The organism is Streptomyces ovatisporus (assembly GCF_042653885.1).
In the GTDB taxonomy this organism is placed as follows: domain Bacteria; phylum Actinomycetota; class Actinomycetes; order Streptomycetales; family Streptomycetaceae; genus Streptomyces; species Streptomyces ovatisporus.
Window position 1 is genome coordinate 1 of the sequence record NZ_JBHSFH010000015.1, and the last position, 23,669, is coordinate 23,669.

General features: G+C 69.8%; 25 protein-coding genes. 9 read left to right on the forward strand and 16 right to left on the reverse strand.

The window, feature by feature from the left end:
• Positions 1 to 237: 237 nt before the first annotated feature.
• Positions 238 to 933, reverse strand: a complete 696-nt coding sequence (locus tag ACFPA8_RS24070; RefSeq protein ID WP_386451769.1) for a DNA-3-methyladenine glycosylase — start codon at positions 931 to 933, stop codon at positions 238 to 240.
• A 176-nt stretch (positions 934 to 1,109) separates the two neighbouring features.
• Here ACFPA8_RS24070 and ACFPA8_RS24075 point away from each other — a divergent pair, with 176 nt between their 5' ends.
• Positions 1,110 to 1,892, forward strand: a complete 783-nt coding sequence (locus tag ACFPA8_RS24075) for a sporulation protein (protein ID WP_386451771.1) — start codon at positions 1,110 to 1,112, stop codon at positions 1,890 to 1,892.
• Positions 1,893 to 1,939: 47 nt separating this feature from the next.
• Here the strand turns inward: ACFPA8_RS24075 and ACFPA8_RS24080 are convergent, their stop codons facing one another.
• Complete coding sequence (locus ACFPA8_RS24080) at positions 1,940 to 2,380, reverse strand: barstar family protein (RefSeq protein WP_386451773.1); 441 nt, start codon at positions 2,378 to 2,380, stop codon at positions 1,940 to 1,942.
• Between the two features lie 112 nt (positions 2,381 to 2,492).
• On the opposite strand from ACFPA8_RS24080, the gene ACFPA8_RS24085 reads away from it, so the two are divergent.
• Together ACFPA8_RS24085 and ACFPA8_RS24090 are read left to right on the forward strand one after the other, a co-directional pair.
• Complete coding sequence (locus ACFPA8_RS24085; protein ID WP_386451775.1) at positions 2,493 to 3,032, forward strand: YbhB/YbcL family Raf kinase inhibitor-like protein; 540 nt, start codon at positions 2,493 to 2,495, stop codon at positions 3,030 to 3,032.
• Positions 3,033 to 3,504: 472 nt separating this feature from the next.
• Complete coding sequence (locus ACFPA8_RS24090) at positions 3,505 to 4,044, forward strand: HNH endonuclease (RefSeq protein ID WP_386451777.1); 540 nt, start codon at positions 3,505 to 3,507, stop codon at positions 4,042 to 4,044.
• A 34-nt stretch (positions 4,045 to 4,078) separates the two neighbouring features.
• On the opposite strand, the gene ACFPA8_RS24095 is transcribed toward ACFPA8_RS24090, so the two are convergent.
• The 4 genes from ACFPA8_RS24095 to ACFPA8_RS24110 form a co-directional block, all read right to left on the reverse strand.
• On the reverse strand, positions 4,079 to 4,846 hold the full coding sequence (locus ACFPA8_RS24095) for a sulfite exporter TauE/SafE family protein (RefSeq protein ID WP_386451779.1): 768 nt from the start codon (positions 4,844 to 4,846) through the stop codon (positions 4,079 to 4,081).
• A 103-nt stretch (positions 4,847 to 4,949) separates the two neighbouring features.
• Positions 4,950 to 5,906 carry an SPFH domain-containing protein gene (locus ACFPA8_RS24100; protein ID WP_386451781.1) on the reverse strand — a complete coding sequence of 319 codons (957 nt, stop codon included), beginning with the start codon at positions 5,904 to 5,906 and terminating at the stop codon, positions 4,950 to 4,952.
• Positions 5,907 to 6,013: 107 nt separating this feature from the next.
• On the reverse strand, positions 6,014 to 6,439 hold the full coding sequence (locus ACFPA8_RS24105) for an NfeD family protein (protein ID WP_386451783.1): 426 nt from the start codon (positions 6,437 to 6,439) through the stop codon (positions 6,014 to 6,016).
• A gap of 21 nt (positions 6,440 to 6,460) precedes the next feature.
• Complete coding sequence (locus ACFPA8_RS24110; RefSeq protein ID WP_386451785.1) at positions 6,461 to 7,252, reverse strand: ABC transporter ATP-binding protein; 792 nt, start codon at positions 7,250 to 7,252, stop codon at positions 6,461 to 6,463.
• Positions 7,253 to 7,359: 107 nt separating this feature from the next.
• On the opposite strand from ACFPA8_RS24110, the gene ACFPA8_RS24115 reads away from it, so the two are divergent.
• Complete coding sequence (locus ACFPA8_RS24115) at positions 7,360 to 8,226, forward strand: hypothetical protein (RefSeq protein WP_386451787.1); 867 nt, start codon at positions 7,360 to 7,362, stop codon at positions 8,224 to 8,226.
• 61 nt (positions 8,227 to 8,287) lie between these two features.
• Here the strand turns inward: ACFPA8_RS24115 and ACFPA8_RS24120 are convergent, their stop codons facing one another.
• Positions 8,288 to 8,926 (reverse strand): response regulator, encoded by a 639-nt coding sequence (locus ACFPA8_RS24120; RefSeq protein ID WP_386451789.1) that lies wholly within the window; start codon positions 8,924 to 8,926, stop codon positions 8,288 to 8,290.
• Positions 8,919 to 10,091, reverse strand: coding sequence for a GAF domain-containing sensor histidine kinase (locus ACFPA8_RS24125; protein WP_386451791.1), 1,173 nt, complete (start codon positions 10,089 to 10,091; stop codon positions 8,919 to 8,921). The genes ACFPA8_RS24120 and ACFPA8_RS24125 overlap by 8 nt, the downstream gene beginning before the upstream one ends.
• Before the next feature lie 369 nt (positions 10,092 to 10,460).
• On the opposite strand from ACFPA8_RS24125, the gene ACFPA8_RS24130 reads away from it, so the two are divergent.
• Positions 10,461 to 11,159, forward strand: coding sequence for an aggregation-promoting factor C-terminal-like domain-containing protein (locus ACFPA8_RS24130; protein ID WP_386451793.1), 699 nt, complete (start codon positions 10,461 to 10,463; stop codon positions 11,157 to 11,159).
• Between the two features lie 130 nt (positions 11,160 to 11,289).
• Here the strand turns inward: ACFPA8_RS24130 and ACFPA8_RS24135 are convergent, their stop codons facing one another.
• Complete coding sequence (locus ACFPA8_RS24135; protein WP_465270242.1) at positions 11,290 to 14,013, reverse strand: ABC transporter ATP-binding protein/permease; 2,724 nt, start codon at positions 14,011 to 14,013, stop codon at positions 11,290 to 11,292.
• A gap of 260 nt (positions 14,014 to 14,273) precedes the next feature.
• Between ACFPA8_RS24135 and serB the strand changes: the two genes are divergently transcribed.
• On the forward strand, positions 14,274 to 15,611 hold the full coding sequence (serB, locus tag ACFPA8_RS24140) for a phosphoserine phosphatase SerB (protein WP_386451795.1): 1,338 nt from the start codon (positions 14,274 to 14,276) through the stop codon (positions 15,609 to 15,611).
• Positions 15,612 to 15,732: 121 nt separating this feature from the next.
• Here the strand turns inward: serB and ACFPA8_RS24145 are convergent, their stop codons facing one another.
• From ACFPA8_RS24145 to ACFPA8_RS24160, 4 genes are all read right to left on the reverse strand, one after another.
• Complete coding sequence (locus ACFPA8_RS24145) at positions 15,733 to 16,260, reverse strand: SixA phosphatase family protein (protein WP_386451796.1); 528 nt, start codon at positions 16,258 to 16,260, stop codon at positions 15,733 to 15,735.
• 77 nt (positions 16,261 to 16,337) lie between these two features.
• Entirely contained in the window at positions 16,338 to 16,586 is a 249-nt protein-coding gene (locus tag ACFPA8_RS24150) for a hypothetical protein (protein ID WP_386451798.1), read from the reverse strand.
• A gap of 183 nt (positions 16,587 to 16,769) precedes the next feature.
• Positions 16,770 to 16,886, reverse strand: a complete 117-nt coding sequence (locus tag ACFPA8_RS24155) for an SGM_5486 family transporter-associated protein (RefSeq protein WP_386451799.1) — start codon at positions 16,884 to 16,886, stop codon at positions 16,770 to 16,772.
• 17 nt (positions 16,887 to 16,903) lie between these two features.
• Entirely contained in the window at positions 16,904 to 18,367 is a 1,464-nt protein-coding gene (locus ACFPA8_RS24160) for a CynX/NimT family MFS transporter (protein ID WP_386451801.1), read from the reverse strand.
• Positions 18,368 to 18,468: 101 nt separating this feature from the next.
• Here ACFPA8_RS24160 and ACFPA8_RS24165 point away from each other — a divergent pair, with 101 nt between their 5' ends.
• The gene (locus tag ACFPA8_RS24165; RefSeq protein ID WP_386452331.1) at positions 18,469 to 19,161 is read left to right on the forward strand and encodes a FadR/GntR family transcriptional regulator; all 693 of its coding nucleotides are present in this window, start codon (positions 18,469 to 18,471) and stop codon (positions 19,159 to 19,161) included.
• Positions 19,162 to 19,336: 175 nt separating this feature from the next.
• Here the strand turns inward: ACFPA8_RS24165 and fabI are convergent, their stop codons facing one another.
• Positions 19,337 to 20,107 carry an enoyl-ACP reductase FabI gene (gene fabI / locus ACFPA8_RS24170; RefSeq protein WP_386451803.1) on the reverse strand — a complete coding sequence of 257 codons (771 nt, stop codon included), beginning with the start codon at positions 20,105 to 20,107 and terminating at the stop codon, positions 19,337 to 19,339.
• A 2-nt stretch (positions 20,108 to 20,109) separates the two neighbouring features.
• On the reverse strand, positions 20,110 to 20,829 hold the full coding sequence (fabG, locus tag ACFPA8_RS24175) for a 3-oxoacyl-[acyl-carrier-protein] reductase (protein ID WP_386451804.1): 720 nt from the start codon (positions 20,827 to 20,829) through the stop codon (positions 20,110 to 20,112).
• A 279-nt stretch (positions 20,830 to 21,108) separates the two neighbouring features.
• Here fabG and tyrS point away from each other — a divergent pair, with 279 nt between their 5' ends.
• Positions 21,109 to 22,521, forward strand: coding sequence for a tyrosine--tRNA ligase (tyrS, locus tag ACFPA8_RS24180; RefSeq protein WP_386451806.1), 1,413 nt, complete (start codon positions 21,109 to 21,111; stop codon positions 22,519 to 22,521).
• A gap of 174 nt (positions 22,522 to 22,695) precedes the next feature.
• Here the strand turns inward: tyrS and ACFPA8_RS24185 are convergent, their stop codons facing one another.
• Positions 22,696 to 22,977, reverse strand: a complete 282-nt coding sequence (locus ACFPA8_RS24185) for a GlsB/YeaQ/YmgE family stress response membrane protein (RefSeq protein WP_386451808.1) — start codon at positions 22,975 to 22,977, stop codon at positions 22,696 to 22,698.
• Between the two features lie 253 nt (positions 22,978 to 23,230).
• Here ACFPA8_RS24185 and ACFPA8_RS24190 point away from each other — a divergent pair, with 253 nt between their 5' ends.
• A complete protein-coding gene (locus tag ACFPA8_RS24190) occupies positions 23,231 to 23,587 on the forward strand; it encodes a DUF3099 domain-containing protein (RefSeq protein ID WP_386451810.1) in 357 nt (118 codons plus the stop codon).
• Positions 23,588 to 23,669 lie beyond the last annotated feature (82 nt).

The following is a 23,669-nucleotide window of genomic DNA, read 5'->3' on the forward strand; positions in this document are numbered from 1 at the left end:
AAGAACGAACGCTTCCATCACGACCCTTTCACAGGCCACTCCGGGCGCTTCCCTCTCGGTGTCACTACTTTAGCGGATTTCCTTCTCGACTCCTAATCGGAGTCTTCCCAGTCGTTTTGGCATGCCAATTAACGACCCGTTTGGGAAATCGTAGGTAGTGTTTGGCCGCTTCCGGATGCATCCGCCCGGCTTGAGAGCCTGATGACGACCTGCCCGGTTTCAGCGACTCGGTCAACGTTAGACCTTGGGGCCATCAGAGTCAAGTGACCTTTGGCGTCGCCTGGATTGGTGAGGGCGGTAGGGGCTGACTGTGGGGTCGCCGTCGGCCCAGTAGCGCCACGGATGAACCGCCCCGGCGCCGCCCACGCCCGTTCGCGGACCGCTGCGCACGGCCTCGTGAAGCACAGGTTCGCCGGTCAGGATCCCGAGCGGGGCACGCTCGTCGTCGCCGCAGAGATCGCTTCCGTTGAGAGCCTTGTCCACGTCCAGCGCCGTGGCGAGACGGGCGGGTCCCTTGGCCAGCTCCGCGTCCTTGCGCGATTTCGGGCGGCGCTTGCGGGCCAGGTCGGCGCCGGACAGGATCTCGCCGGCACGCAGCAGGACACCGCTCGCGTGACCCTCCGGACCGCACACGAGGTTCAGGCTGAACCACATGCCGTAGATGAAGTAGACGTACGCGTGGCCGGGCGGTCCGAACATCGATGCGTTGCGCCGGGTGCGGCCGCGGAAGGCGTGCGATCCCGGGTCGGCCTCCCCCGCGTATGCCTCCACCTCGGTGAGGCGCAGGACGATGCTGCCCTCGGCGCTCGTACGGACCAGGTAGCGGCCCAGCAGCTGCGGGGCGACCTCCAGTACCGGGCGGTCGAAGAAGGAACGGGGCAGCGGTGTGTGGCTGTCGTCGTTCCTTCGCGTACGGTCTCGGCCAGCGATCATGCCGCCCGAGGGTAACCGAACCGGCGCACGGGCTTCCGCCGCACCAGGAGCGTGACAAGAGGGGCGGTATCCGGAGCAGGACGGAACCGTCGGCCGTCGTCGGGCGTACTGGTAGCGAGAGCACGCACGAGTGATCGGCGATGACACACAGGCAGCGCCTGGGAGGGACTGGAGAGATGGGTTTCAAAAAGCTGTTCGCGAGTCTGGGCGTAGGCAGTGCGTCTGTGGACACCGTTCTGCACGAGCCGAACGTGGTGCCGGGCGGGGTGGTCCAGGGTGAGGTGCACATCGAGGCGGGCTCCGTCGACCAGCAGATCCAGGGGCTGTCCGTCGGTCTCATGGCGAAGGTCGAGGTCGAGACGAACGACGGGGAGATGAAGCAGAACATCGAGTTCGGCCGTCAGCAGCTCGGCGGTGCGCTCGAACTGAAGGAGGGCGCCAAGCACACGGTGCCGTTCCAGCTGGAGGTGCCCTGGGAGACGCCCGTCACGATGTTCATGGGGCAGCAGCTGACGGGCATGAGCATCGGCGTCTCCACCGAGCTCGCGATCGCCCAGGCAGTCGATTCGACCGACATCGACCCGGTCAACGTGCACGCCCTCCCCGCTCAGCAGGCGATCCTCGACTCCTTCGGGTCGCTCGGCTTCCGCTTCAAGTCGGCGGACATGGAGAAGGGGCGCATCCGCGGCACGCGTCAGCAGCTGCCCTTCTACCAGGAGATCGAGTTCCTGGCGCCGCAGCAGTACCGGGGGCTCTCGCAGGTGGAGCTCTCCTTCGTCGCCGACGGCAGGGAGATGGACGTCGTCATGGAGATGGACAAGGCGCCCGGTCTCTTCACGGGCGGCAGCGACTCCTACCGGGCGTTCCAGGTGAGTCTGACCGACTTCCACCAGACGGACTGGACCGCGTTCATCAACCAGTGGCTGACGGAGGTCGGGGGCCGGCGCAACTGGTTCTGATCCTTCGTTCCGGGGGCGGTGGGCGTCTTTCCTGCCGCCCCCGCCGCTCAGCCCAGCAGCACGGTGAGGGGTGCGCTCCGCACCGTCCAGTAGCCGACCGCGGCGGTGAAGACGTTGACGGCGGTGGCGGCGGCGGCGGGATCGGCCTCCTCGAAGCCCGGCCAGCCCGCCGTCATCAGCATGTAACCGTTCGTCTCACCCCACCAGGACAGGTCGGTGAGGGAATCGGCCAGGGCGTCCCAGTTGCGTCCGAACCAGTCGGGAAGCTCCAGGCCCGTGACGCAGCGGTCCATGAACTCGGCCTTGGTGGTCACGTCGCTGAGGTCGATGACCGCGCCGATCCAGTTGGCGGCCTCCGCCTGCATGAGGACGTCGGGTCCCACGGAGTCGCAGCGGTACACACCGGGCGGGACGGTGCCCTCGAAGAGGCCCGGCAGCCCTTCGCCGGGCAGTTCGGGGAGTTCGGGCAGGTCCACGGGACTGGTCATCGTCGCACCACCGCTTTGCAGGTCTCGTCGTGGGTCCCATGGTGACAAAGTCCGGGACATTGGCTCGTTAGGCTGGCCGGTGCAGCGATTCGCGCCATCAGGAGGTTCCCACGTGACCGAGCAGAAGCAACCGCCGCTCCCCCACGACTTCCACCCGCCCGTGGCCTCGTTCGAGGTGGTGAGCGGCGACGTCTCCGAGGGCGGACGGCTTCGCCCGGAACAGCAGTACGCGAAGGGCAACGTCTCGCCGCATCTGCGCTGGGACGGCTTCCCGCCGGAGACCCGGAGCTTCGCCGTGACGTGCTTCGACCCGGACGCGCCGACAGGCAGCGGTTTCTGGCACTGGGTGGTGTTCGACATCCCCGTGGCCGTGACCGAGCTGCCCGCCGGGGCCGGTACGGGTGAGATGGCAGGGCTGCCCGAGGGGGCCGTGCACGTGCGGAACGACTTCGGGACGCGCGACTTCGGCGGTGCCGCACCGCCCCCCGGTGACGGTCCGCACCGCTACGTCTTCACCGTCTACGCCGTGCAGGAGGAGAAGCTGGGCCCGGACGCCGACGCCACTCCTGCTTTCGTCGGGTTCAACCTGCGCTTCAAGACCATCGGGCGCGCCCAGCTGATCGGCCTCCATGAGGAGCCCGCGGGCAGCTGAGGCCGGGCCGTTCCGCGCGGGTGCGCGGAAAAATCCTTTGCGCCTCGTCGTCCCCGAAAGCACAGTTGTCGCCGGGCAGTCGGCACCGCAGTGCGGGGACGGCGAGGCGCTCGTGTCTGCGCCAGCTGTCCGTCGGAGGCCGGCCGGGGGCCGGGCGACCGCGTCGGCTGCCCCTGTTCTTCGTACGGCGTGCTGCGTTCGGTCCGCGGATGGCTTCCCCGCATGTTCCGGCGCCAGGCCGACCTTGGCTTTGCTGGCTTTCCTGGCTTCCTGGTTTCTTGGCTTCCTGGCTTTCCTGCCGCATTCGTCCCCCCTGGTGCTCTGTTCTCCATTCCCCTGCTGTCTTCGCCGTTGCGGAATGCGGCAGCCATCTCCCGTACGCCGCGCGGTAATTGCGTTGTTCCCGTACCCGGGCAACGGCACAGTGGAGCCACCGCCACCGGGGCGGAAGGGAATCGGGGAGGTGGAGGGGATGCGGGAGACGCTGATCCTCAATGCGAGCTTCGAGCCGCTTTCGACGGTTTCGCTGCGGCGGGCCGTGGTGCTGGTCATGCAGGACAAGGCCGTCGTCGAGCAGTCGCACCCCGGTCTCCGCGTGCGCGCGGCGAACATCGACCTCCCGGTGCCGCAGGTCGTCAGGCTCCGCAGATACGTCCGGGTCCCGTTCCGACAACGGGCACCGTGGTCGCGGCGCGGCGTCCTCGTACGGGACCGGCACCGGTGCGCGTACTGCGGGCGCCGAGCGACCACGGTGGATCACGTCGTACCGCGGTCCCGGGGCGGTACGGACACCTGGCTCAACACGGTGGCGGCGTGTGCGGCGGACAACCACCGCAAGGCTGACCGGACGCCCGCGCAGGCAGGCATGGCTCTGCTGGTGAAGCCGTTCGAGCCCACGCCCGCCGACGCGCTGCTCCTGGCTCTGGGCCGCACGGACGGTGCGGCGCTGCCGGAGTGGCTGACGGTCTCCCGTGCCGCGGGCTCCGCGGCGGAGCTGCCTGCCACGGCGTGACGGGAGTCGGGGTTTCCGGGCTCGACTCCCCGCGTCAGCGGACCAGTTGATGGACGAGCGCCGCGACTCCCACCGTCACGATGATGACGCGGAGGGTGGTGGGCCGCAGCTTGCGGCCCACCACGGCGCCGAACACGCCGCCGACCGCTGAGCCTCCGGCGATCAGGAGGACGGCCGTCCAGTCGAAGTCCGCGACGAAGAGGAAGAACACCGCTGCGGCGCCGTTGACCAAGGCGCCGAGCACGTTCTTCACGGCGTTGATCCGCTGCAGGTTCTCATCGAGCAGCAGCCCCATCAGGGCGAGGTAGATGATGCCTTGCGCCGCACCGAAGTAGCCGCCGTACGCGCTGGCGAAGAGCAGACCGCCCGGCAGCAGGACACCACCGTGAGGACGCGCGGCGGCCCCCTTCCGCTCACGGCGCCGCTGGACGGCCCGCGCAAGCCAGGGCTGGAAGGCGACGAGCAGCAGTGCCACACCGATGAGCACGGGCACGATCGTGTCGAAGGCACTGGACGGCAGGACGACCAGCAGCGCCGCGCCGGTGAGGGCGCCGACCAGTGCCACGCCGCCGAGCAGCAGTACGCGCCGCAACTGCCCGCGCAGCTCACGCCTGTAGCCGATGGCCCCGCTGACGGAACCGGGTACGAGCCCCAGGGCGTTGGAGACGTTGGCCGTCACGGGCGGCAGGCCGACGGCGAGCAGTACCGGGAAGGTCAGCAGGGTGCCCGAGCCGACGATGGTGTTGATGGCGCCTGCGCCGACACCGGCGACGCAGACGGCCACTGCCTCCCAGATGGTCACTCGAAGCCCCCAGCTGATCAGTGCCGTACACACTGATCATGCCCGAGCGGCATTCGGCGTGCGTATCCGGGTCCCGTTCGGTCCCGGTCGGTCCCGCTCCGTCTCAGTCGATCTTCGGGCTGTCCCGCCGGGGGGGCTTGACCATGCTCGCGGCGTCGCCGGCGCTGCCGCTGTTTCCGCCGCCGCCGGGCCGGAAGCCGTCCAGGGCGCCGCCGAGGCCCTTGAGGGCGTCGCCGATCTCGCTGGGGACGATCCAGAGCTTGTTGGCGTCGCCCTCGGCGATCTTCGGAAGCATCTGGAGGTACTGGTACGACAGGAGCTTCTGGTCCGGGTCACCGGCGTGGATCGACTCGAAGACCGTACGGATGGCCTGCGCCTCGCCCTCTGCGCGGAGGGCCGCCGAGCGGGCTTCACCTTCCGCGCGCAGGATGGAGGACTGCTTCTCGCCCTCGGCGGTGAGGATCGCCGACTGCCGTACGCCCTCGGCCTGCAGGATTGCCGCGCGCTTGTCGCGGTCGGCCCGCATCTGCTTCTCCATCGAGTCCTGGATGGACGTCGGCGGCTCGATGGCCTTCAGCTCGACGCGGTTGACGCGGATGCCCCACTTGCCGGTGGCCTCGTCGAGCACGCCGCGCAGTGCCGCGTTGATCTCCTCGCGGGAGGTCAGCGTCCGCTCCAGGTCCATGCCGCCGATGATGTTGCGCAGCGTGGTCACCGTGAGCTGCTCGATCGCCTGGATGTAGCTGGCGACTTCGTACGTGGCGGCGCGGGCGTCCGTCACCTGGTAGTAGATGACGGTGTCGATGTTGACGACGAGGTTGTCCTGCGTGATGACCGGCTGCGGCGGGAACGGGACGACCTGTTCACGCAGGTCGACCCGGTTGCGGACGGTGTCGATGAAGGGCACCACGATGTTCAGGCCCGCGTTGAGGGTGCGGGTGTACCGGCCGAAGCGCTCGACGATGGCGGCGCTCGCCTGCGGAATCACCTGAATCGTCTTGATGAGTGCGATGAAGACAAGCACCACCAGGATGATCAGGACAATGATGATGGCGTCCATCGCCGTCCCCCTGCACGTATGTCACTGGATTGACGTCTGTCAGACGGGAGAAGTAACCCCGGCGCAAGCAACTCGCCCTGCACACAAGGCTGTTACCCGCCTCGTGGCTATCCCATCACGACCGCGGTGGCTCCGTCGATCTCCACCACGTCGACCTGGCTGCCCGGTTCGTAGGCTGCGTCCGTGTCGAGAGCGCGGGCCGACCAGACCTCGCCCGCCAGCTTGATCCTGCCGCCCTGCCCGTCGACCCGCTCCAGCACCGTCGCCTGGCGTCCCCGCAGGGCGTCCACGCCGCTGCTCATGGCGGGTGCCTGGCTCCTCGAACGGCGTGCGATCGGCTGCACGACGATGATCAGCGCGGTCGAGACGACTGCGAAGACGAGGACCTGCGCGACCATTCCCCCGCCGAGACCGGCCGTGACGGCTCCGGCCACACCCCCTACCGCCAGCATTCCGAACTCGGGCATCGCCGTGAGGACGAGTGGAATCCCGAGCCCCACCGCGGCTATCAACCACCACACCCATGCATCCACACGGCCATGGTAGGCCCGCGATCAGCCGAGCGGCAGCCCTTGAGCGGTCCAGCGGTCGCCGCGTTCCTCCACCACGAGCGGAAGTCCGAAGCAGCGGGAGAGATTTCGGGAGGTCAGCTCGGTCTCGAGAGGGCCGGCCGCGAGCACCTGCCCCTGACGGATCATCAGCACGTGCGTGAATCCCGGTGCGATCTCCTCGACATGGTGTGTCACCATGATCATCGAGGGGGCGTACGGATCGCGTGCGAGGCGGCCGAGTCTGCGCACCAGGTCCTCGCGGCCGCCGAGGTCGAGTCCTGCCGCCGGCTCGTCCAGCAGCAGCAGTTCGGGGTCGGTCATCATGGCGCGCGCGATCAGGGTGCGCTTGCGTTCTCCCTCGGAGAGGGTGCCGAACCTGCGGTCCAGATAGTCGCTCATGCCGAGGCGGTCGAGGAAGGCGCGGGCCCGCTCCTCGTCGATCGCCTCGTACTCCTCCTGCCAGTGCGCCGTCATGCCGTACGCGGCGGTGAGCACCGTCTGCAGGACGGTCTGGGAGCGGGGCAGCTTCTCGGCCATGGCGATGCCGGCGATGCCGATGCGGGGACGGAGCTCGAAGACGTCGACGGCGCCGAGACGTTCACCGAGGACGGTGGCGGAGCCCGAGCTCGGGAAGAGGTAGCTGGAGGCCATGTTCAGCAGGGTGGTCTTGCCGGCACCGTTCGGCCCGAGGATGACCCAGCGCTCGCCCTCCTTGACCGACCAGGAGACGTCGTCCAGCAGAGCGTGGCCCTCGCGGACCACTGATACGTCCACCAGCTCCAGTACTTCGCTCATGAGCGCGTTGTCTCCCATAGCAGTCGCCGTTTCCCGTGCCTTGTGAGCACAGTCCCCAGTCAAAACCTACGCCACGCGTTCGACGGCCCGTTCCTTAGGCTGTGCACATGCTCGAAGAACCTCGTTCAGGGCGGATGGCCGCCTGGGGAAATGCACTCTTTGCCGGGCTGATCTCGCCCGACGAGGCCGCGGAGCGGATCGTCGGCGAGGACGCCGTCCACCGCGTGGCGCGGCTGCCGTCGTCCACGGCTCCCGGCGCGGAGCCCGAGCCCGGTCACGTGGGGCTCACTCTCGCACTGGGCCGGCTGCGGTCGCTGGGCACGGCCGGTCTGCGGGTGGCGCTCCCCGCACCCGGGCATCCGCTGGGTCTGAGCGGGCCGCCCGAGCTCAACTCCCGTGCCCTGGACGCGGGCGAGGCCGTGCTGGCACCGGGGGCGGGTCTCGGTCTCGTGCCGGAGCTGTTCGAGGCGGGGCCGGAGGGTGACGTACACGTCGAGGTGACGTGGCACTGCCTGCCGATGCGGGAGGGCCCGCCCGCGGACGTGCCTTCCCTGAGCGAGGCGGAACGGGAACTGGCGGAGGCGATGCGGGACGCCACCGTCGTGCTCACGAAACTGGACGTGGCCGGTTCGGGCCCCGTGGCGGACGCGGCGCTCGAGGCGTACAGGGCACGGATGGAGGCGGGCAGGCAGCTCCTGGCACCGGGCTATCCGCCGCGTGCGGTGCGCGTGCTGGAGCTGGCTCAGCGGGTGCGGGCGCTGGTGGGCATCGCGCACGGGGACGGGCCCGGCACCGGCGGGACGAGTACCGGCGGGACAGGCGCCGGCGACGGCCGGGAGCACGGCGGCGCCGTGAGCTCGTCCGAGATCGCCGCCCGGTCCGAGGCGCTGCGGCCGGTGGAGCGCACGGCGAGACGAGCGCAGGTCGCGGCCTACAACGCCTACGCGGAGGAGCTCGAGCGCAAGGGGATGTGATCCGTCCGGGTCCGCCTGCCGACGGGCGGGCCGCTCGAACCGTGCCCTGGCCGCGGGTGCTTCAGTGCGTGAGCCCGTGGCGTACGGCCCACAGCGCCGCCTGGGTGCGGTCGGCGAGGTCGAGCTTCATCAGGATGTTCGACACGTGGGTCTTCACGGTCTTCTCCGAGAGGACGAGCGTCCGGGCGATCTCCCGGTTGGACCGCCCGTCCGCTATCAGCTCCAGCACCTCGCGTTCGCGTTCGGTGAGCGTCGTGCCGCGTCCGGCACTCACACCTGTGCCCTCGGAGAGCAGCGCGCCGGCGACTTCGGGCTGCAGCAGCACGTGGCCCGCGTGTACGGAGCGGATGGCTCCTGCCAGGGCGTCGGGGTCGACGTCCTTGTAGACGTAGCCCGCAGCTCCCGCACGGAGTGCCGGGACGACGGTGCGCTGCTCGGTGAAGCTCGTGACGACGAGGACGCGTGCGGGATTGCCGAGCTGTTCGAGCTGCCTCAGCGCCTCGATCCCGTCGGTGCCGGGCATCTTCACATCCATCAGGACGATGTCCGGGCGCAGTTCCTCGGCGCGGGCCACGCCCTCGTCGCCGTCGGCCGCCTCGCCGACCACCTCGATGTCCTCCTGGATCTCCAGGAAGGTGCGCAGTCCGCGACGTACGACCTGGTGGTCGTCGACGATGAGGACACGGATCGGATCAGCCACCGGGCACCTCCAGCTCGATCACGGCACCCTTGCCGGGCTCCGACTCGACGGTCAGCCTGCCGCCCACACAGCCCGCCCTGTCGCGCATCGAGACCAGCCCCAGGTGGCGTCCCGCCTTGCGCACGGCTTTCGGGTCGAAGCCCCGGCCGTCATCGGTGACGCGCAGCCGGACGCCGGTTTCGCCGAAGGTGAGGACGACGTCGACGTGGCCGGCAGACGCATGACGGAGCGCGTTGTGCAGGGCCTCCTGAGCGACGCGCAGCAGCGCCTCCTCCTGCGCGGCGGGCAGGGCCCGGGGGCTGCCCCCGGTGGAGAAGGCGACTTCGGCCGAGTGGGCTCGGTGGAGCACCCGGGCCTGGGTTCGGAGGGTGGCGACGAGCCCGTCCTCGTCGAGTGCCGCGGGACGCAGTTCGACCACCGCGGCCCGCAGTTCCTCCGCCGCCTCGGCCGTCAGCCGGTCGATCTCGTGCAGTTCGGCCTTGGCACGGGCCGGGTCGCGGTCCACGAGGGCCGTGGCGGCCTGGGCGGTGAGCCGCAGCGAGAAGAGCTTCTGCGCGACCGCGTCGTGCAGGTCGTGGGCGATGCGGGCCCGCTCGCCGGCGATCGTCAGCTCACGGCTCCGCTCGTACAGGCGGGCGTTGGTGAGGGCGATGGCCGCGTGCTGGGCGAGGAGACGCAGCAGCCGCTCGTCCTCCTCGGAGAACGCGCAGCCGCGTGACGCGCCTGCGGACTCCTGCGCAGGGACGCGGGTGGGCGGGCAGCGCTTGTTGGCGAGGAAGAGCGCGCCGAGGACCTCCTCGCCGTCGGCGATGGGCATGCCGAGGAAGTCGGCCAGCTCGGGGTGGGCGCTGGGCCATCCCTCGAAGCGGGGGTCGGCGCGTACGTCGGCGAGACGCTGCGGTGTGGCCTCGTGGAGCATCGCCGCGAGGATGCCGTGCTGCCGGGGCAGCGGGCCGATGGCCTTCCACTGCTCGTCCGAGACGCCGTCGACCACGAACTGGGCGAAGCCGCCGTGGTCGTCGGGTACTCCGAGTGCCGCGTACTCCGCGTCCAGCAGCTCACGGGCGGAGGCGACGATCGTCTGCAGTACGTCGCGCACTTCGAGCTGCCGGTTCATGGCGAGCAACGCGGCGCTGACAGCGGCGAGCCCGGAGCTTTGGAGCATGCGGTCACGGTACCGGCGGGAGCCTGCGGCGGTATCGGACGGACGCCCGGGAGACGGGGGCCGGAGGACCTAGGACCCAGACCCAGCTGCGTGACTCTGCGTTTATAGCTTCTACACACTGCGTAAATGTAATCGGTATGCGGTGTGAGTCGCCGCATAGGACGCAGATCACGTACGAGCTTGCTTAGTAGTAGTTGCCCACAGACCGGACGTGCAGCGCAGACACGTCAAGGCCTCCGACCTTATGCCGATCCACTATCAAGGTTAGTAATGGTGATTTTTGCTCGGTGACTGACGGCAGCTGAGAATTGCTGCCGCCGTAGCGGCCACTGTCGCTGCGGTCCGCAATCTGGAAGAGGTTTCCTCCCTATGAGCGTTCCCACTCCCGAACGCCACGGCAGGCTGTCCCGTCTGCACAAGATCTCCGCGGCCACAGGTGCCGCCGCCGTCGGCGTGACGGCGATCGCGTTCAGCGTCGTGCCAGGGCAGAAGGACAGCGGAAACGAGACCGCCGGATCGGAGCCGGCAGCCAGGCCGATCGCACTGCAGACGGCCGTCGACAGCCCCGCCGCCCAGAAGGTGGACATCGACGCCCAGACCACGGCCGCCGACGGCCGGGCACGGACGGACGCCGAGGACGAGGCCCGCAAGAAGGCAGAGGCACGGGCCGAGGCACGGCAAGAGGCGGCCGAGCAGGCCAAGAAGGCCGAGCGGGAACGTCAGCGCAAGCAGGCAGCGAGCCGCTCCGCCGAGCGCAGCAAGTCCGCGTCCGCGGCGCCCTCGGGTTCTCCGAAGCAGATCGCGCGGCAGATCATCGGTTCCGAGCAGCAGTTCCAGTGCTTCTCGAACATCGTCGAGCGCGAGAGCGGCTGGGACGTCCACGCGCAGAACCCCAGCGGCGCCTACGGCCTGGTGCAGGCACTGCCGGGCTCCAAGATGGCCTCGGCCGGCCCGGACTGGCGGAACAACGCCGCCACACAGATCAAGTGGGGCCTCGGCTACATGAAGGACCGCTACGGCAGCCCGTGCGGAGCCTGGTCCTTCTGGCAGGCCAACAACTGGTACTGAGCCGGCAGTCACGGGGGGCCGGGCAGCACGAAGGATTCCCGTACAGCACGGAAGGCGGCGGCACCCGCGAAGGGTGCCGCCGCCTTCCGTTCTGCCGCAGCCGGGGCACGGACGGTGTCCGGCACCGGCGCTACTTGCGCATGACCTCCGGCTCGTGACGGCGCAGGAGGCGGGCGACGACGAAGACCAGGACGACGCCCAGTCCCAGCAGGACCGCCATGTCCAGCACGTAGATGCCGGCCGTGTGCTCCCACAGCGGGTCGGGGTTGCCCTTCTCCCACGGCAGCAGCGTGTTCATGTCGGCCGTGGCGCCCATCGCGGCGACAGCCCACCGGGACGGCATCAGCCAGGAGAACTGGCCGACCCCGGGAGTGTCGAACAGCTGGAAGAGCACGCCGGTGAAGACCACCTGGACGATGGCGAACATGACCAGCAGCGGCATGGTCTTCTCGGCCGTCTTCACGAGCGAGGAGATGATCAGGCCGAACATCATCGAGGTGAAGCCGAGCGTGATGACGGCGAGCGTCATCTCCAGGGCGGGGAGGTTCTCCGCGACGACACCCTCCGCCGGGAGTTCACGCGGGGCGAATCCGATGGCGGAGATGATCACGCCCTGCACGGCGGTGACGATGCCGAGCACGAGCACCTTGGACATCAGATAGGCCGACCGCGAGAGGCCGGTGGCCCGTTCGCGCTCGTAGATGACACGTTCCTTGATCAGTTCGCGTACGGAGTTGGCGGCTCCGGAGAAGCACATGCCCACCGCGATGATGAGCATGATCGTACTGGCGTCCCGGTTCGTCCGGCCCTTGTTCAGGGGGCCGTAGCCGAGTCCGTAGTCGCTCGGGATCAGGGTGCTGACGCCGCCGAGGACGAGGGGCAGGATCACCGTGAGCGCCAGGAAGCCCTTGTCGGAGGCGATGACGGAGACGTAGCGGCGGACCAGCGTCCAGAACTGCGAACCCCAGCTCTGCGGTTTGCGCATCCGCGTCGGCGGGGCCTGGACCTGCTGGGCCTGCTGCGGGCCGACGGAGTCGAGGTCGGCCGCGTACATCTGGTAGTGCTGCGAGCCCTGCCAGCGGCCCATCCAGTCGTAGTCGCGGTAGTTCTCGAAGGCGGAGAAGACGTCCGCCCAGGTGCTGTAGCCGAAGAAGTTCAGCGCTTCCTCGGGAGGCCCGAAGTAGGCCACGCCGCCGCCGGGCGCCATCACCAGCAGCTTGTCGCAGAGGCCGAGTTCCGCCACGGAGTGCGTGACGACCAGGACCGTACGGCCGTCGTCGGCCAGGCCGCGCAGCAGCTGCATGACGTCGCGGTCCATGCCCGGGTCGAGGCCCGAGGTGGGCTCGTCCAGGAATATCAGCGACGGCTTCGTCAGCAGCTCCAGCGCGACCGAGACGCGCTTGCGCTGCCCGCCCGAGAGCGAGGTGACCTTCTTGTCGGCGTGGATGTCGAGCTTCAGCTCGGCGAGCACCTCCTCGACACGGGCGTTGCGCTCGGCGACGGCGACGTCGCCGGGGAAGCGCAGCCGGGCCGCGTAGCGCAGTGCGGTACGGACCCTCAGCTCCTTGTGGAGGATGTCGTCCTGCGGGACGAGGCCGATGCGCTGCCGGAGCTCGGCGAAGTGCTGGTAGAGGTTGCGGTTGTCGTACAGGACTTCGCCGACGTCGGCGGGACGGTAGCCGGTCAGCGCGCGCAGCAGCGTGGACTTGCCGGAGCCGGACGGGCCGATGACGCCGATCAGCGACTTCTCCGGTACGCCGAAGGTGACGTTGTTGAGGATCACCTTGCCGTTGTCGACCTTGACCGTCAGGTGGCGGGCCGAGAAGGAGACCTCACCGGTGTCGACGAACTCCTCCAGCCGGTCGCCGACGAGGCGGAAGGTGGAGTGGCCGACGCCGACGGTGTCCTGGGGCGATATCACCGCGGAGCCGGACTTGGGCAGCAGCTGGCCGTTGACGTACGTGCCGTTGTGGCTGCCGAGGTCGTGGATCTCGAAGCGTCCGTCGGGGGAGGCGTGGAACTCCGCATGGTGCCGGGAGACCTGAAGGTCGGAGACGACCAGCTCGTTCTCCAGGGCGCGGCCGATGCGCATCACCCTGCCCAGCGCGAGCTGGTGGAAGGTCGTGGGGCTGCGGTCGCCGCCCCGGTGCGGCGCTCCCCCGGCCTGGGGCTGGAGCCGCGGAGCGCCCTGCTGGAGCCCGTGGCCCTGCTGCGACTGCGGCTGCTGGTGCGCGTACGGCTGAGCCTGAGGAGCGGCCTGCTGGGGCACGTACTGCTGCGCGCCAGGTCCGGCCGGATAGGCCTGACCGCCGTCCTGCTGGGGCGGGACGCCGGGCTGCTGCTGCCAGCCGGGGTGTTGCTGCGGCTGCTGTTGCTGCGGCTGCCCGCCCCAGCCCGGAGCGGCCGGGGAGCCCTGGCCGCTACCCGGACCACCGGCACCGCCCGGGTGCTGCGGCGGCGCCTGCGCGGCCCGCGCCTGAGACGGGTGGGGCGCCTGCTGCTGATGGGGCGTGGCGGCAGATGCGCTCCCGCCCCCGCCGGCGGGCGTCCCCGAGCTTGAGAGCTTCAGGTGCGGGCCGTCGGTCGCGTTGCCCAAGTGCACGCTCATGCCCGGGCCGAGCTCCATATGCTGGATGCGCTGCCCCTGGACGTACGAGCCGTTGGTGCTCCCCCGGTCCTCGATGACCCAGCTGCGTCCGCCCCACTTGATGGTGGCGTGCCGCCAGGAGACCCTGGCGTCGTCGATCACCACGTCGCCCTGCGGATCGCGTCCCAGGGCGTATGTCCTGGACGGATCGAGCGTCCAGGTTTGTCCGTTCAATTCCAGTACGAGTTCCGGCACTCCATGCCCCACAAAGTTGTCCCCCGAGTGACTCCCTTCCTGCGGGAGCCTAGGGATGGCGAACATCGTCTGGAACTATTTCAGGCCCGGTCCCCCGACAGGAAGTCGGCCCATGTCACAACCCCGATCCGTCTGTGACCGGCCGGGAACATCCGGGGCTCCGGCGGGCGCGACGTTGCCGCTCATGACCGCCCGCGACCAGCGAAAGGATCCGGACGGAGGAGAGCCCCCGGCAGGTGCCACCCGCCTCGCAGCGATACCGTAAGAACATCATGACCACATCGCCGGCCATCCCGCCTTCGTACGCCGACACCCCCACTCTCCTGGTCAAGATCTTCGGCAAGGACCGGCCCGGCATCACCGCCGGCCTGTTCGACACCCTTGCCGCCTTCACCGTGGAAGTCGTCGACATCGAACAACTCGTGACCCGTGGACGCATAACTCTGTGCGCACTGGTGACCTCGCCCGGCGCGCGCCCCGGACCGGGTTCCGGCTCCGGCCGCGACGCCGGCAGCGGCTCCGGCAGCGGCCAGGGCTCCGCCGGCGAGGGCGAGCTGCGGGCCACGGTGCACAGCTGGGCGGAGTCGATGGGCCTCGAGGCCGAGATCATCTCCGGGGTCGGCGACAACCGGCCGCGCGGCACCGGCCGTTCACACGTGACGGTGCTCGGTCAGCCGCTGACCGCTTCCTCGACCGCCGCCATCGCGGCCAGCATCACCGCGACGGGCGGCAACATCGACCGCATCTTCCGGCTCGCCAAGTACCCGGTCACCGCAGTCGAGTTCGACGTCTCGGGCACCGGGACCCAGACGCTGCGCACGTCCCTCGCGCTGGAGGCGGCGAAGCACGGCGTGGACATCGCCGTCGTCGCCTCCGGGCTGCAGCGCCGTGCACAGCGGCTGGTGGTGATGGACGTCGACTCCACCCTCATTCAGGACGAGGTGATCGAGCTCTTCGCGGCCTATGCGGACTGTGAGGCGGAGGTGGCCGAGGTCACCGCCCGTGCGATGCGCGGGGAGCTGGATTTCGAGCAGTCGCTGCACGCGCGGGTGGCCCTGCTGAAGGGGCTGGACGCGTCTGTCGTGGACAAGGTGCGCAAGGACGTACGGCTCACGCCCGGCGCGCGCACGCTCGTACGTACCCTCAAACGCCTCGGCTACCAAGTCGGCGTCGTCTCCGGGGGCTTCACCCAGATCACGGACGCGCTCAAGGTGGAACTGGGACTCGACTTCGCGGCGGCCAACACACTGGAGGTCGTCGACGGCAAGCTCACCGGTCGCGTGACCGGCGACATCGTCGACCGGGAGGGCAAGACGCGGCTGCTGCGCCGCTTCGCGTCCGAGGCGGGCGTTCCGCTGCTGCAGACCGTCGCGATCGGGGACGGCGCCAACGACCTGGGGATGCTCAACGCGGCAGGTCTGGGGGTGGCGTTCAACGCGAAACCCGTCGTACGGGAGGCGGCGCACACCGCCGTCAACGTGCCCTTCCTGGACACGGTCCTCTATCTGCTCGGAGTGACGCGGGAAGAGGTCGAGACCGCCGACGGCTCGGCCGGGGACGACGACCACGACGCGGACGGCGAACGACTGTTGGGCGCCCCGGCCTCCTGAGCGGGGGTACGCGGCCCGTCGGCGCGCGCTCACCCGCGCGCTCACCGGTGGCCCGCACCCAGGAGCTGTGCGGGCCACCGGTGAGGCTCAGCGGTTCAAGAGTCTTCGGGCTGCCGGGCGTTCACTCGTGCGGCTCGTGCGGCGCCCAGTAGTCGGTCAGTGTGGCCGAGCCCGGCTCGACGGACTTCCACGACCCGTCGAAACGCAGCACCGCGACCGCCGAGGTCGGGAAGCCGTTGCGCTGCATCCGCTCCAGGGCGTCGCCCTCGGTACCACCGGTGAGGGCCTCGGCGACTCCCTGCAGTCCGGGGTTGTGTGCGACGACCAGCAAGTCCTGGACGTCCTCGGACACATCGTTGATCACTGCGATGATCTCGCCGGGAGAGGCGTCGTACAGCCGCTCCTCGTACACGGTCTTGGGGCGCTGCGGAAGGTGGGGTGCGGTCAGCTTCCAGGTCTCACGGGTGCGGACAGCTGTCGAGCAGAGGGTCAGTCCGGGGGCGATGCCGTGGGCTGCAAGCCACTCACCGACGGCCGGGGCGTCCTTGCGGCCCCGGTCCGCGAGGGGACGCTCGTGGTCTGCCACTTCCGGCCAGTCGGCCTTCGCGTGCCGGACAAGGACGATACTGCGGGGCACATCGACGCTCATGCCTCCCAGCTTCGCACGAAACCCTGTGCCGGGCGGAGGGTGTTGACAGTGCACAGAGGGCTGACGTCTCCCGTTCGTCAGCCCAGCAACGCCTGCGCCACGCGCTCCAGGATCGCCGCGAGGAACTCCGTACCGGGCTGATGCGCCGCCGCGTTCGCGTCTCCTCCGCCGAGCAGCAGGCTCAGCAGCAGTGCGAAGGCGAGGACGGGGAGGACCGCCGCCCACCAGGGCAGCAGCGACCGGCCGGAGCGGTCGGGGGGCGGGGCCTGCCGCCGGGCGGCAGTCACGCCCGGTGAACAGTCGTCACGGGCACGGGCCGTCGTCATGGGCTCGCCTCTCCCTGCTTCCGTGGAGCGTCCGGCGGTGTACTCCGAGACGCTACGGAAGGACGGGCAGGCGTCCCATCCGGTGATCCACCCACTTACCCCTGAGCCAGACCCCCTAGGGATGGTGGGGTCAGCACCACCATCGGCCGGACGGAGGGCGCGCGTCCCGTCCCGGGGCGCTGCTCAGGGAGCGGCGATACTCGCGATCACGCCGATGACGACCATGATGCCGAAGATCGCTCCCATGATCAGGAGCAGCTTCTTCTGTCCGTTCTGCGGGGTGGGTTCGAGCACTGGCATACCGGACAGTGTCGCACTCACCGGCCGTCCTCGATCACGCGGTCCCGTCCGGCCAGTACGCCCACGGCCGTCTGCGCCAGCAGCAGCGCCGTCATCAGGATCAGGGGGACGTGCCAGCCGCCGCTGACGTCGTGCAGGACACCGACGAGGAGCGGTCCGGGGATGGACAGCAGGTAGCCCGTGCTCTGCGCGAACGCCGACAGCTGGGCGACGCCGGCGCTCGAACGGGACCGCAGGCTGATCATGGTGAGGGCGACGGGGAAGGCGCAGTTCGCGATGCCCAGCAACACCGCCCACAGCCAGGCACCGGCTCCCGGCGCGAACCACAGACCGGCGTATCCGGTGAGCCCGCACATGCCGAGCCCCACGATGAGCGGGCCCTGGTGACGCATCCGGGCCGCCGCTCTCGGAACGACGAAGGCGAGGGGCACGCCCATGCCCATGGTGACGGCGAGCATCAGACCGGCGGAGGAGGCGGGGACGCCGGCGTCCCGGAAGATCTCCGGCAGCCAGCCCAGCACGATGTAGGCGGCGGACGCCTGGAGGCCGAAGAAGCCGCCCAGTGCCCATGCCGTGCGTGAGGTGCCGATGCGGATGCGGTCGTCGCCGCGGCTGTCGCTCCGGTCATCGCCGTCGACGCGGACGTCAGGGCCCCTGTCGACGTCGCGGTGGCCGCGGACCTCCCCGCCGCAGGGCAGCGGGCGGTCCGGCGCGGGGCGCGTGCCCGGGATGCCACGCCGACGGCCGGGTCCTCTCCGCTCCGCCGCCGGCCGGGCCTGGCGCCGGGTTGCCGGATCCTTCAGCACCACGGCCCACGGAACCGTCGCAAGCACTCCCAGCAGCGCCCAGGAACCGAGTCCCGCTCGCCAACTGCCGTCCATGGCACTCGTCATGGGCACGGTGACGGCTGCCGCTCCGGCCGTGCCGAGGGCGAGACCCATCGAGTAGAGACCGGTCATGGACCCGATGCGGCCGGGGAACCACCGCTTGACGACCACGGGCATCAGGACGTTGCTGACCGCGATACCCGCGAGGGCCAGCGCGCTCGCCGCGAGAAAGACCGCCGTACCGCCGGCCAAGGGGCGCAGCGCGAGCCCCGAGGTGATCGCGACCATGCCGCCCAGCACCACCGGTGCAGGACCGCGCCGGCGGGCCAGCCGCGGCGCGAGGCTCCCGAAGACGGCGAAGCACAGTCCGGGCACCGAGGTCAGCAGCCCGGCGACCGCACCGCTCATACCGAGGTCGGCGCGCACCTCCTTGAGGAGCGGTCCGAGTGCGGAGATGGCGGGACGGAGATTCAGCGCGGCGGCGAGCAGACCCACCACGAGCAGGCGTACGACCCAGCGCGGGACGGCGGCTGCCGGAACGGCCGCGGGTACGGCAGGGCCGCCCCTGGCGCCCGCTCCGCGGCGGGCGAGCGGGGGCGGGGCGGACTCGGCGGGGAGCTCGTTGCGCTGCAGGTCGTCTTCCGTCATGGGCATGGACCCATCATAGAATCATGGGATGAATAGCTGCCAACGCGTATCCTCCCCTCCACAGAAGCCGACGGGAAGAGCCCGTGGCCGACGCATCCGGGAGAGAGATGACCCTTCCCTCGCCGCAACGCTCCGCCCTGGCAGACCAGGTGATCTCGGCGCTGCGCTCTGCCATCACCTCGGGCGAGTGGCCGGTCGGCACCCGCATCCCCACGGAGCCGGAGCTCGTGGAGCAGTTGGGAGTGGCGCGCAACACCGTCCGGGAGGCGGTACGGGCTCTCGCGCACAACGGGTTGCTGGACATCAGGCAGGGGTCCGGCACGTACGTCGTCGCGACGAGTGAGCTGGCAGGCGTGATGCACCGGCGGTTCGCCGACGCCGATCCGCGTCATGTGGCCGAGATGCGTGCCGCGTTGGAGACCTCAGGTGCACGGCTGGCAGCGCTGCGACGCACGGACAGCGACCTGACGCAGCTCGACGCGCTGCTGGAGCGGCGCGAAGCGGCGTGGGATTCGGGGGTGGTGGAGTCTTTCGTGGAGGCGGACGCGAGTCTCCACCTGGGCGTGGTCGCCGCCTCGCACAACGACGTACTGACCGCGGTCTACGCGGACTTGGGGGAAGTGATGCGCGACTTCCTCCGCTTCGACGTGGGCGGCGAGCTGCGTCCCGGGAACCACATGGACCACGCGGGGCTCATCCGGGCGATCCATGCCGGTGACGCGGAGGCCGCAGCGCGGGAGGCCGCCTCACACACGCAGGAGTGGGGCTGCGGAGTGCGCGCGGCGACGCAGGGCACCTGACGCACCTGACGTCCAGCGTACGTCACGCCACGCTGCCGCCCGGCGCCAGTGGCTCCGGCATGCCGGGGTCACTGGCACGGGCGGCGCGAACTCCGCCCCCGCGCACGTCACTTCGGGATCATGCCCGGGAGTCGGCGGGGGCGGAGGCGGGACTGCCGGGGTTCCGGGGTTCCGTTCAGGCGCCCATCATGTGCACGCCGCCGTCGACGTGGACGATCTCTCCGGTCGTCTTCGGGAAGAAGTCGGACAGCAGGCCGACGACGCCACGTCCGGCAGGGTCCGGGTCCGTCAGCTCCCAGCCGATGGGGGCCCGGTGGTTCCAGACGTCGGCCAGCTCCTCGAAGCCCGGAATGGACTTGGCGGCCATGGACTTGACCGGCCCCGCCGAGATCAGGTTGCACCGCACGTTCTTCGCGCCCAGGTCACGAGCGAGGTAGCGGTTCGTCGACTCCAGTGCCGCCTTGGCCACGCCCATCCAGTCGTACTTGGGCCAGGCGATCTGCGCGTCGAAGGTGAGGCCCACGACCGACCCGCCGCGCGGCATCAGCGGAAGGCACGCCATCGTCAGCGACTTGAGCGAATAGGCGGAGACGTGCACGGCCGTGCCGACGTCCTCCCAGCTCGCTTCGAGGAAGTTGAAGGCGCCCTGCGGGCCGAAGGCGATGGAGTGGACGATGCCGTCGAGTCCGGCTCCCTCACCCAGGTGTTCGCCGATCTTGCCGGCGAGGGAGTCCAGGTGCTCCTGGTTCGTCACGTCAAGCTCGATGACGGGTGCTTCCTTCGGGAGCCGCTTGGCGATCCGCTGGACCAGGGAGAGCCTGCCGAATCCGGTGAGTACGACCTCCGCGCCCTCCTCCTGCGCGATCTTCGCGGCGTGGAAGGCGATCGATCCCTCGGTGAGGACGCCGGTGACAAGGATGCGCTTGCCGGCCAGGATTCCGCTCATCTTCAGTGGCCCATGCCCAATCCGCCGTCGACAGGAATGACGGCTCCGGTGATGTACGCGGCTTCCTCGGAGGCGAGGAAGCGGACGGAGGCGGCGATCTCCTCCGGCTGGGCGTAACGGCCCAGCGGCACCTGCCCGACGATGTTCGCGCGCTGCTCGTCGGTGAGCGCCTTCGTCATGTCGGTGTCGACGAAGCCCGGCGCGATCACGTTGCAGGTGATGTTACGGGAGCCCAGCTCACGGGCGAGCGAACGGGCGAAGCCGACCAGCCCGGCCTTCGACGCCGCGTAGTTGGACTGCCCCGCCGAACCGAGCAGGCCGACCACGGACGAGATGAGGACGATCCGGCCCGTCCGCGCCCGCAGCATCCGCTTCGTCGCCCGCTTCACGACGCGGAAGGTCCCGGTGAGGTTGGTCTCGAGCACCGAGCTGAAGTCCTCTTCGGACATCCGCAGCAGCAACTGGTCCCGGGTCACACCGGCGTTGGCGACGAGGACCTCGACCGGGCCGTGCTTCTCCTCGATCTCCTTGTAGGCCCTCTCCACCTGTTCGTGGTCGGTGATGTCGCAACGGACTGCCAGAGCACCGCTCTTGATGAGGGACTCGGGCGGCTCGCCCGAGCGGTAGGTGAAGGCGACCTGGTCCCCTGCGTCGGCGAAGGCCCGGGCGATGGCGAGGCCGATGCCGCGGTTGCCTCCGGTGACGAGTACCGAGCGGCTCAAGGTAGGACCACCCTTTCTGCGGTCTCCGCTGTTGTCGCGTACGCGCTGCGCACAGCGAGGAAGCGGCCGATGTCTGTCCGTACGAAACTATCCGCCGGGGCCGCTCCAGCGGGGATCGGGCAGCGACAGGGGCCCGCACGAGGCACTGTGGGATCCCTACACATTCCGCGGGCCGCGAAGCCCTCCCGGAGCGACCGGCAGGACGGGCACACCGCGCCGCCCCCGCACCCGAATAGACTCTGGGGCGACCCTTGTCCGCTCCGATCTCCAGGACAGAACGTGACACGCCTCGGCGACTCCGTACAGCGCGCCAGCCAGCTGCTGGCGCAGGACCTCTCCTCCGACGAGACCGTCGAGCGGCTGCTCGCGGAGACGGGGTCGCGGCGGTATATGGATCTGAGCGACCTCCCGGCGAAGGAGCAGGCCGCACTGATCGGGGCACGTGCGGTCGAGGTGCTGCCCTCGGTGGAGAAGCTCGCCGAGGACATCGAAGCGAAGACGGCCGTCGGGAAGGGCCTGCACGTCAAGCTCGGGATCGACCCCACCGCGGCGGACGTGCACCTGGGCCACGCCGTGCAGATGATCGTCCTCAGCCGCTTCCAGCGGATGGGGCACGACGTGACGCTGATCATCGGTGACTTCACCGCGAAGATCGGCGACCCCTCCGGACGTACGGCGGAGCGCCCCGCGCTCACCGACGAGGACATCGCGGAGAACCTGGCCGGCTACCAGGACCAGGTCCGGCCGTTCTTCGACTTCGAGAACGTGAGCTTCCGGCGCAACAGCGACTGGCTCGGAAAGATCGGCTTCGCGGAGCTGATCTCCCTGCTCGCCCAGGTGCCCGCCTCGGCGCTGCTGCAGCGCGAGGACTTCCGCAACCGTCTCGCCCAGGGCTCGGGCCTGACCATGTCGGAGCTGATCTACCCCGTGGCGATGGCTCTCGACTCTGTCGAGCTGGACTGCGACATCGAACTGGGCGGCGTGGACCAGTTGTTGAACATGCAGATGGGCCGCCGTCTGATGGAGCTGCACGATCAGCGGCCGCAGATGATCGCCGCCATGCCGCTGATCGAAGGCACCGACGGCTCGGGCGCCAAGATGTCCAAGTCCAAGGACAACTACATCGGACTGACCGCCGCGGCGGACGACGTGTACGGCAAGATCATGTCCATTCCCGACCGGCTGATGGTGCCGTACCTGCGCGCCTGGACGGAGTGGACCGACGCCGAGATCGACCAGGTCACCGCCCGCTGCGAGGCGAAGACCCTGCACCCGATGGACCTGAAGAAGGTGCTGGCGGGAGAGGTCGTCGCGGCACTGCACGGAGCGGAGGCGGCGAAGGCGGCACGGGCCGGCTTCACCGCGCAGTTCAGCAAGAAGTCCTTCGGCGACGTGGGGACGCTGCCGGTCGTGGACGCGGCCGAGCACGGCGGTGAGGGCATCGCGGCGATCCTCTCGCGGGTGCTGGAGTTCACCCCGAGTGCGTCGGCGGCGCGGCGCATCGCCAAGCAGAACGGGCTGAAGCTGGTCGTCGAGACGGAGAGCGGCGATCAGCACTCCATCGTGCTGCCGGAGGCGGAGGCTCTGCGTCCGCTCGGCGAGGTCGTGACGGAGAAGCTGGCCGAGGCGGACGTGAGCGGGACGCTCTACCTCAAGGCGGGCCGCAAGATCGCGCAGATCCAGGGGCTCTGAGACGGCCGGCCCCGCCCTCACGCGTACCGTACGGACGCGCCGGACGCGGCAGGGCGGGGCCGTGGCCGGCCGCTTACCCGGCCCTTCCTGCCATGTCGCCTGCCGTGCCTGCTGGCCTGCCATGCCTGCCGGCCTGTGCCCCCACTGGCTCGCCGACTGCGGCCCCCGGGAGCTTCAGACGCGCTGGCGCCGCCGCCTCCCCCGGATCGACTCCCACAGGGGCGTGCCCAGAGCGACGATGAGTACCGCACCTCCCAGCTGAAGTCCGTGCCGGATCCAGTCGAACCCTCTGGTGACACCGACGCCCGCCCACGACGCGACGGCATTGCCCAGGATGGCGCCGAGTAGCCCGAAGACCGCCGTCAGCCACAGGGGGATGTGCTGCTTGCCGGGCATGATCGCCCGCGCGAGCACGCCCAGTACCAGCCCGACGATGATCGCCCACAACCAGTTCATCGTGCCTCCGTAGATCGTCTGTGCCCCGGAACCGGCGTCGTCGACGCCCGGGTGCACGCTGCGCCGTCAGCTTGGCGCCGGGCGTCCTACGCCGCATGGCGGACTGCTCCGTACGGGCTGCGCCGCACGGGCGCCCCGCTCCACGCCCGGGCGGCCCGGCCTCGTGGACGACCGACCGGGGGCGTACCGTGAAGAGGGCTCGCAGACCTGGTGGCGGGCCGTCGCCGACCCGGGGTGAAGGTGGTGGAGAGTGATGCGGAAGCAGCGCGAAGCCGAGGTCTTCCGGATCACGGGTGCCCGTCAGGGTCTGGCGGACGACGTGCGCGGCAGGCAGCGCCGGTATGTGATCTCGATGCTCATCAGGACGCTCTCCGTGCTGCTGACCGTCGTGCTGTGGAACGTGCAACGCCCGCTGGCCATCGTGACTCTCGTGGTGGGCGCGCTGCTCCCCTACGTCGCCGTGGTGATCGCCAACGCGGGCCGGGAGAACGCGCCTTCGGCTCCGTCGTCCTTCATCGAGCCGCCCGTCCGACCGGCGATCGGCCCGGCGGACACCGTTCCGGAACCGCGTCACAGCAGGCCCGACGGGCCTGTCGCCGACCACAGTTGACCCCTCCCGCAGTGGGCGGCACGCGACATCCTCAAGAAAAGCTCAGATCAATCATGTTGTTCCGCTGCACCTCGCACGGGTC

Bases quoted from the DNA above. Each gene is read 5' to 3' on its own strand.
- ACFPA8_RS24070 (WP_386451769.1), bottom strand. From the start codon at position 933: ATGATCGCTGGCCGAGACCGTACGCGAAGGAACGACGACAGCCACACA.
- ACFPA8_RS24075 (WP_386451771.1), top strand. From the start codon at position 1,110: ATGGGTTTCAAAAAGCTGTTCGCGAGTCTGGGCGTAGGCAGTGCGTCT.
- ACFPA8_RS24080 (WP_386451773.1), bottom strand. From the start codon at position 2,380: ATGACCAGTCCCGTGGACCTGCCCGAACTCCCCGAACTGCCCGGCGAA.
- ACFPA8_RS24090 (WP_386451777.1), top strand. From the start codon at position 3,505: ATGCGGGAGACGCTGATCCTCAATGCGAGCTTCGAGCCGCTTTCGACG.
- ACFPA8_RS24100 (WP_386451781.1), bottom strand. From the start codon at position 5,906: ATGGACGCCATCATCATTGTCCTGATCATCCTGGTGGTGCTTGTCTTC.
- ACFPA8_RS24110 (WP_386451785.1), bottom strand. From the start codon at position 7,252: ATGAGCGAAGTACTGGAGCTGGTGGACGTATCAGTGGTCCGCGAGGGC.
- ACFPA8_RS24115 (WP_386451787.1), top strand. From the start codon at position 7,360: ATGCTCGAAGAACCTCGTTCAGGGCGGATGGCCGCCTGGGGAAATGCA.
- ACFPA8_RS24125 (WP_386451791.1), bottom strand. From the start codon at position 10,091: ATGCTCCAAAGCTCCGGGCTCGCCGCTGTCAGCGCCGCGTTGCTCGCC.
- ACFPA8_RS24130 (WP_386451793.1), top strand. From the start codon at position 10,461: ATGAGCGTTCCCACTCCCGAACGCCACGGCAGGCTGTCCCGTCTGCAC.
- serB (WP_386451795.1), top strand. From the start codon at position 14,274: ATGACCACATCGCCGGCCATCCCGCCTTCGTACGCCGACACCCCCACT.
- ACFPA8_RS24145 (WP_386451796.1), bottom strand. From the start codon at position 16,260: ATGAGCGTCGATGTGCCCCGCAGTATCGTCCTTGTCCGGCACGCGAAG.
- ACFPA8_RS24150 (WP_386451798.1), bottom strand. From the start codon at position 16,586: ATGACGACGGCCCGTGCCCGTGACGACTGTTCACCGGGCGTGACTGCC.
- ACFPA8_RS24155 (WP_386451799.1), bottom strand. From the start codon at position 16,886: ATGCCAGTGCTCGAACCCACCCCGCAGAACGGACAGAAGAAGCTGCTC.
- ACFPA8_RS24160 (WP_386451801.1), bottom strand. From the start codon at position 18,367: ATGCCCATGACGGAAGACGACCTGCAGCGCAACGAGCTCCCCGCCGAG.
- ACFPA8_RS24165 (WP_386452331.1), top strand. From the start codon at position 18,469: ATGACCCTTCCCTCGCCGCAACGCTCCGCCCTGGCAGACCAGGTGATC.
- fabI (WP_386451803.1), bottom strand. From the start codon at position 20,107: ATGAGCGGAATCCTGGCCGGCAAGCGCATCCTTGTCACCGGCGTCCTC.
- ACFPA8_RS24185 (WP_386451808.1), bottom strand. From the start codon at position 22,977: ATGAACTGGTTGTGGGCGATCATCGTCGGGCTGGTACTGGGCGTGCTC.
- ACFPA8_RS24190 (WP_386451810.1), top strand. From the start codon at position 23,231: ATGCGGAAGCAGCGCGAAGCCGAGGTCTTCCGGATCACGGGTGCCCGT.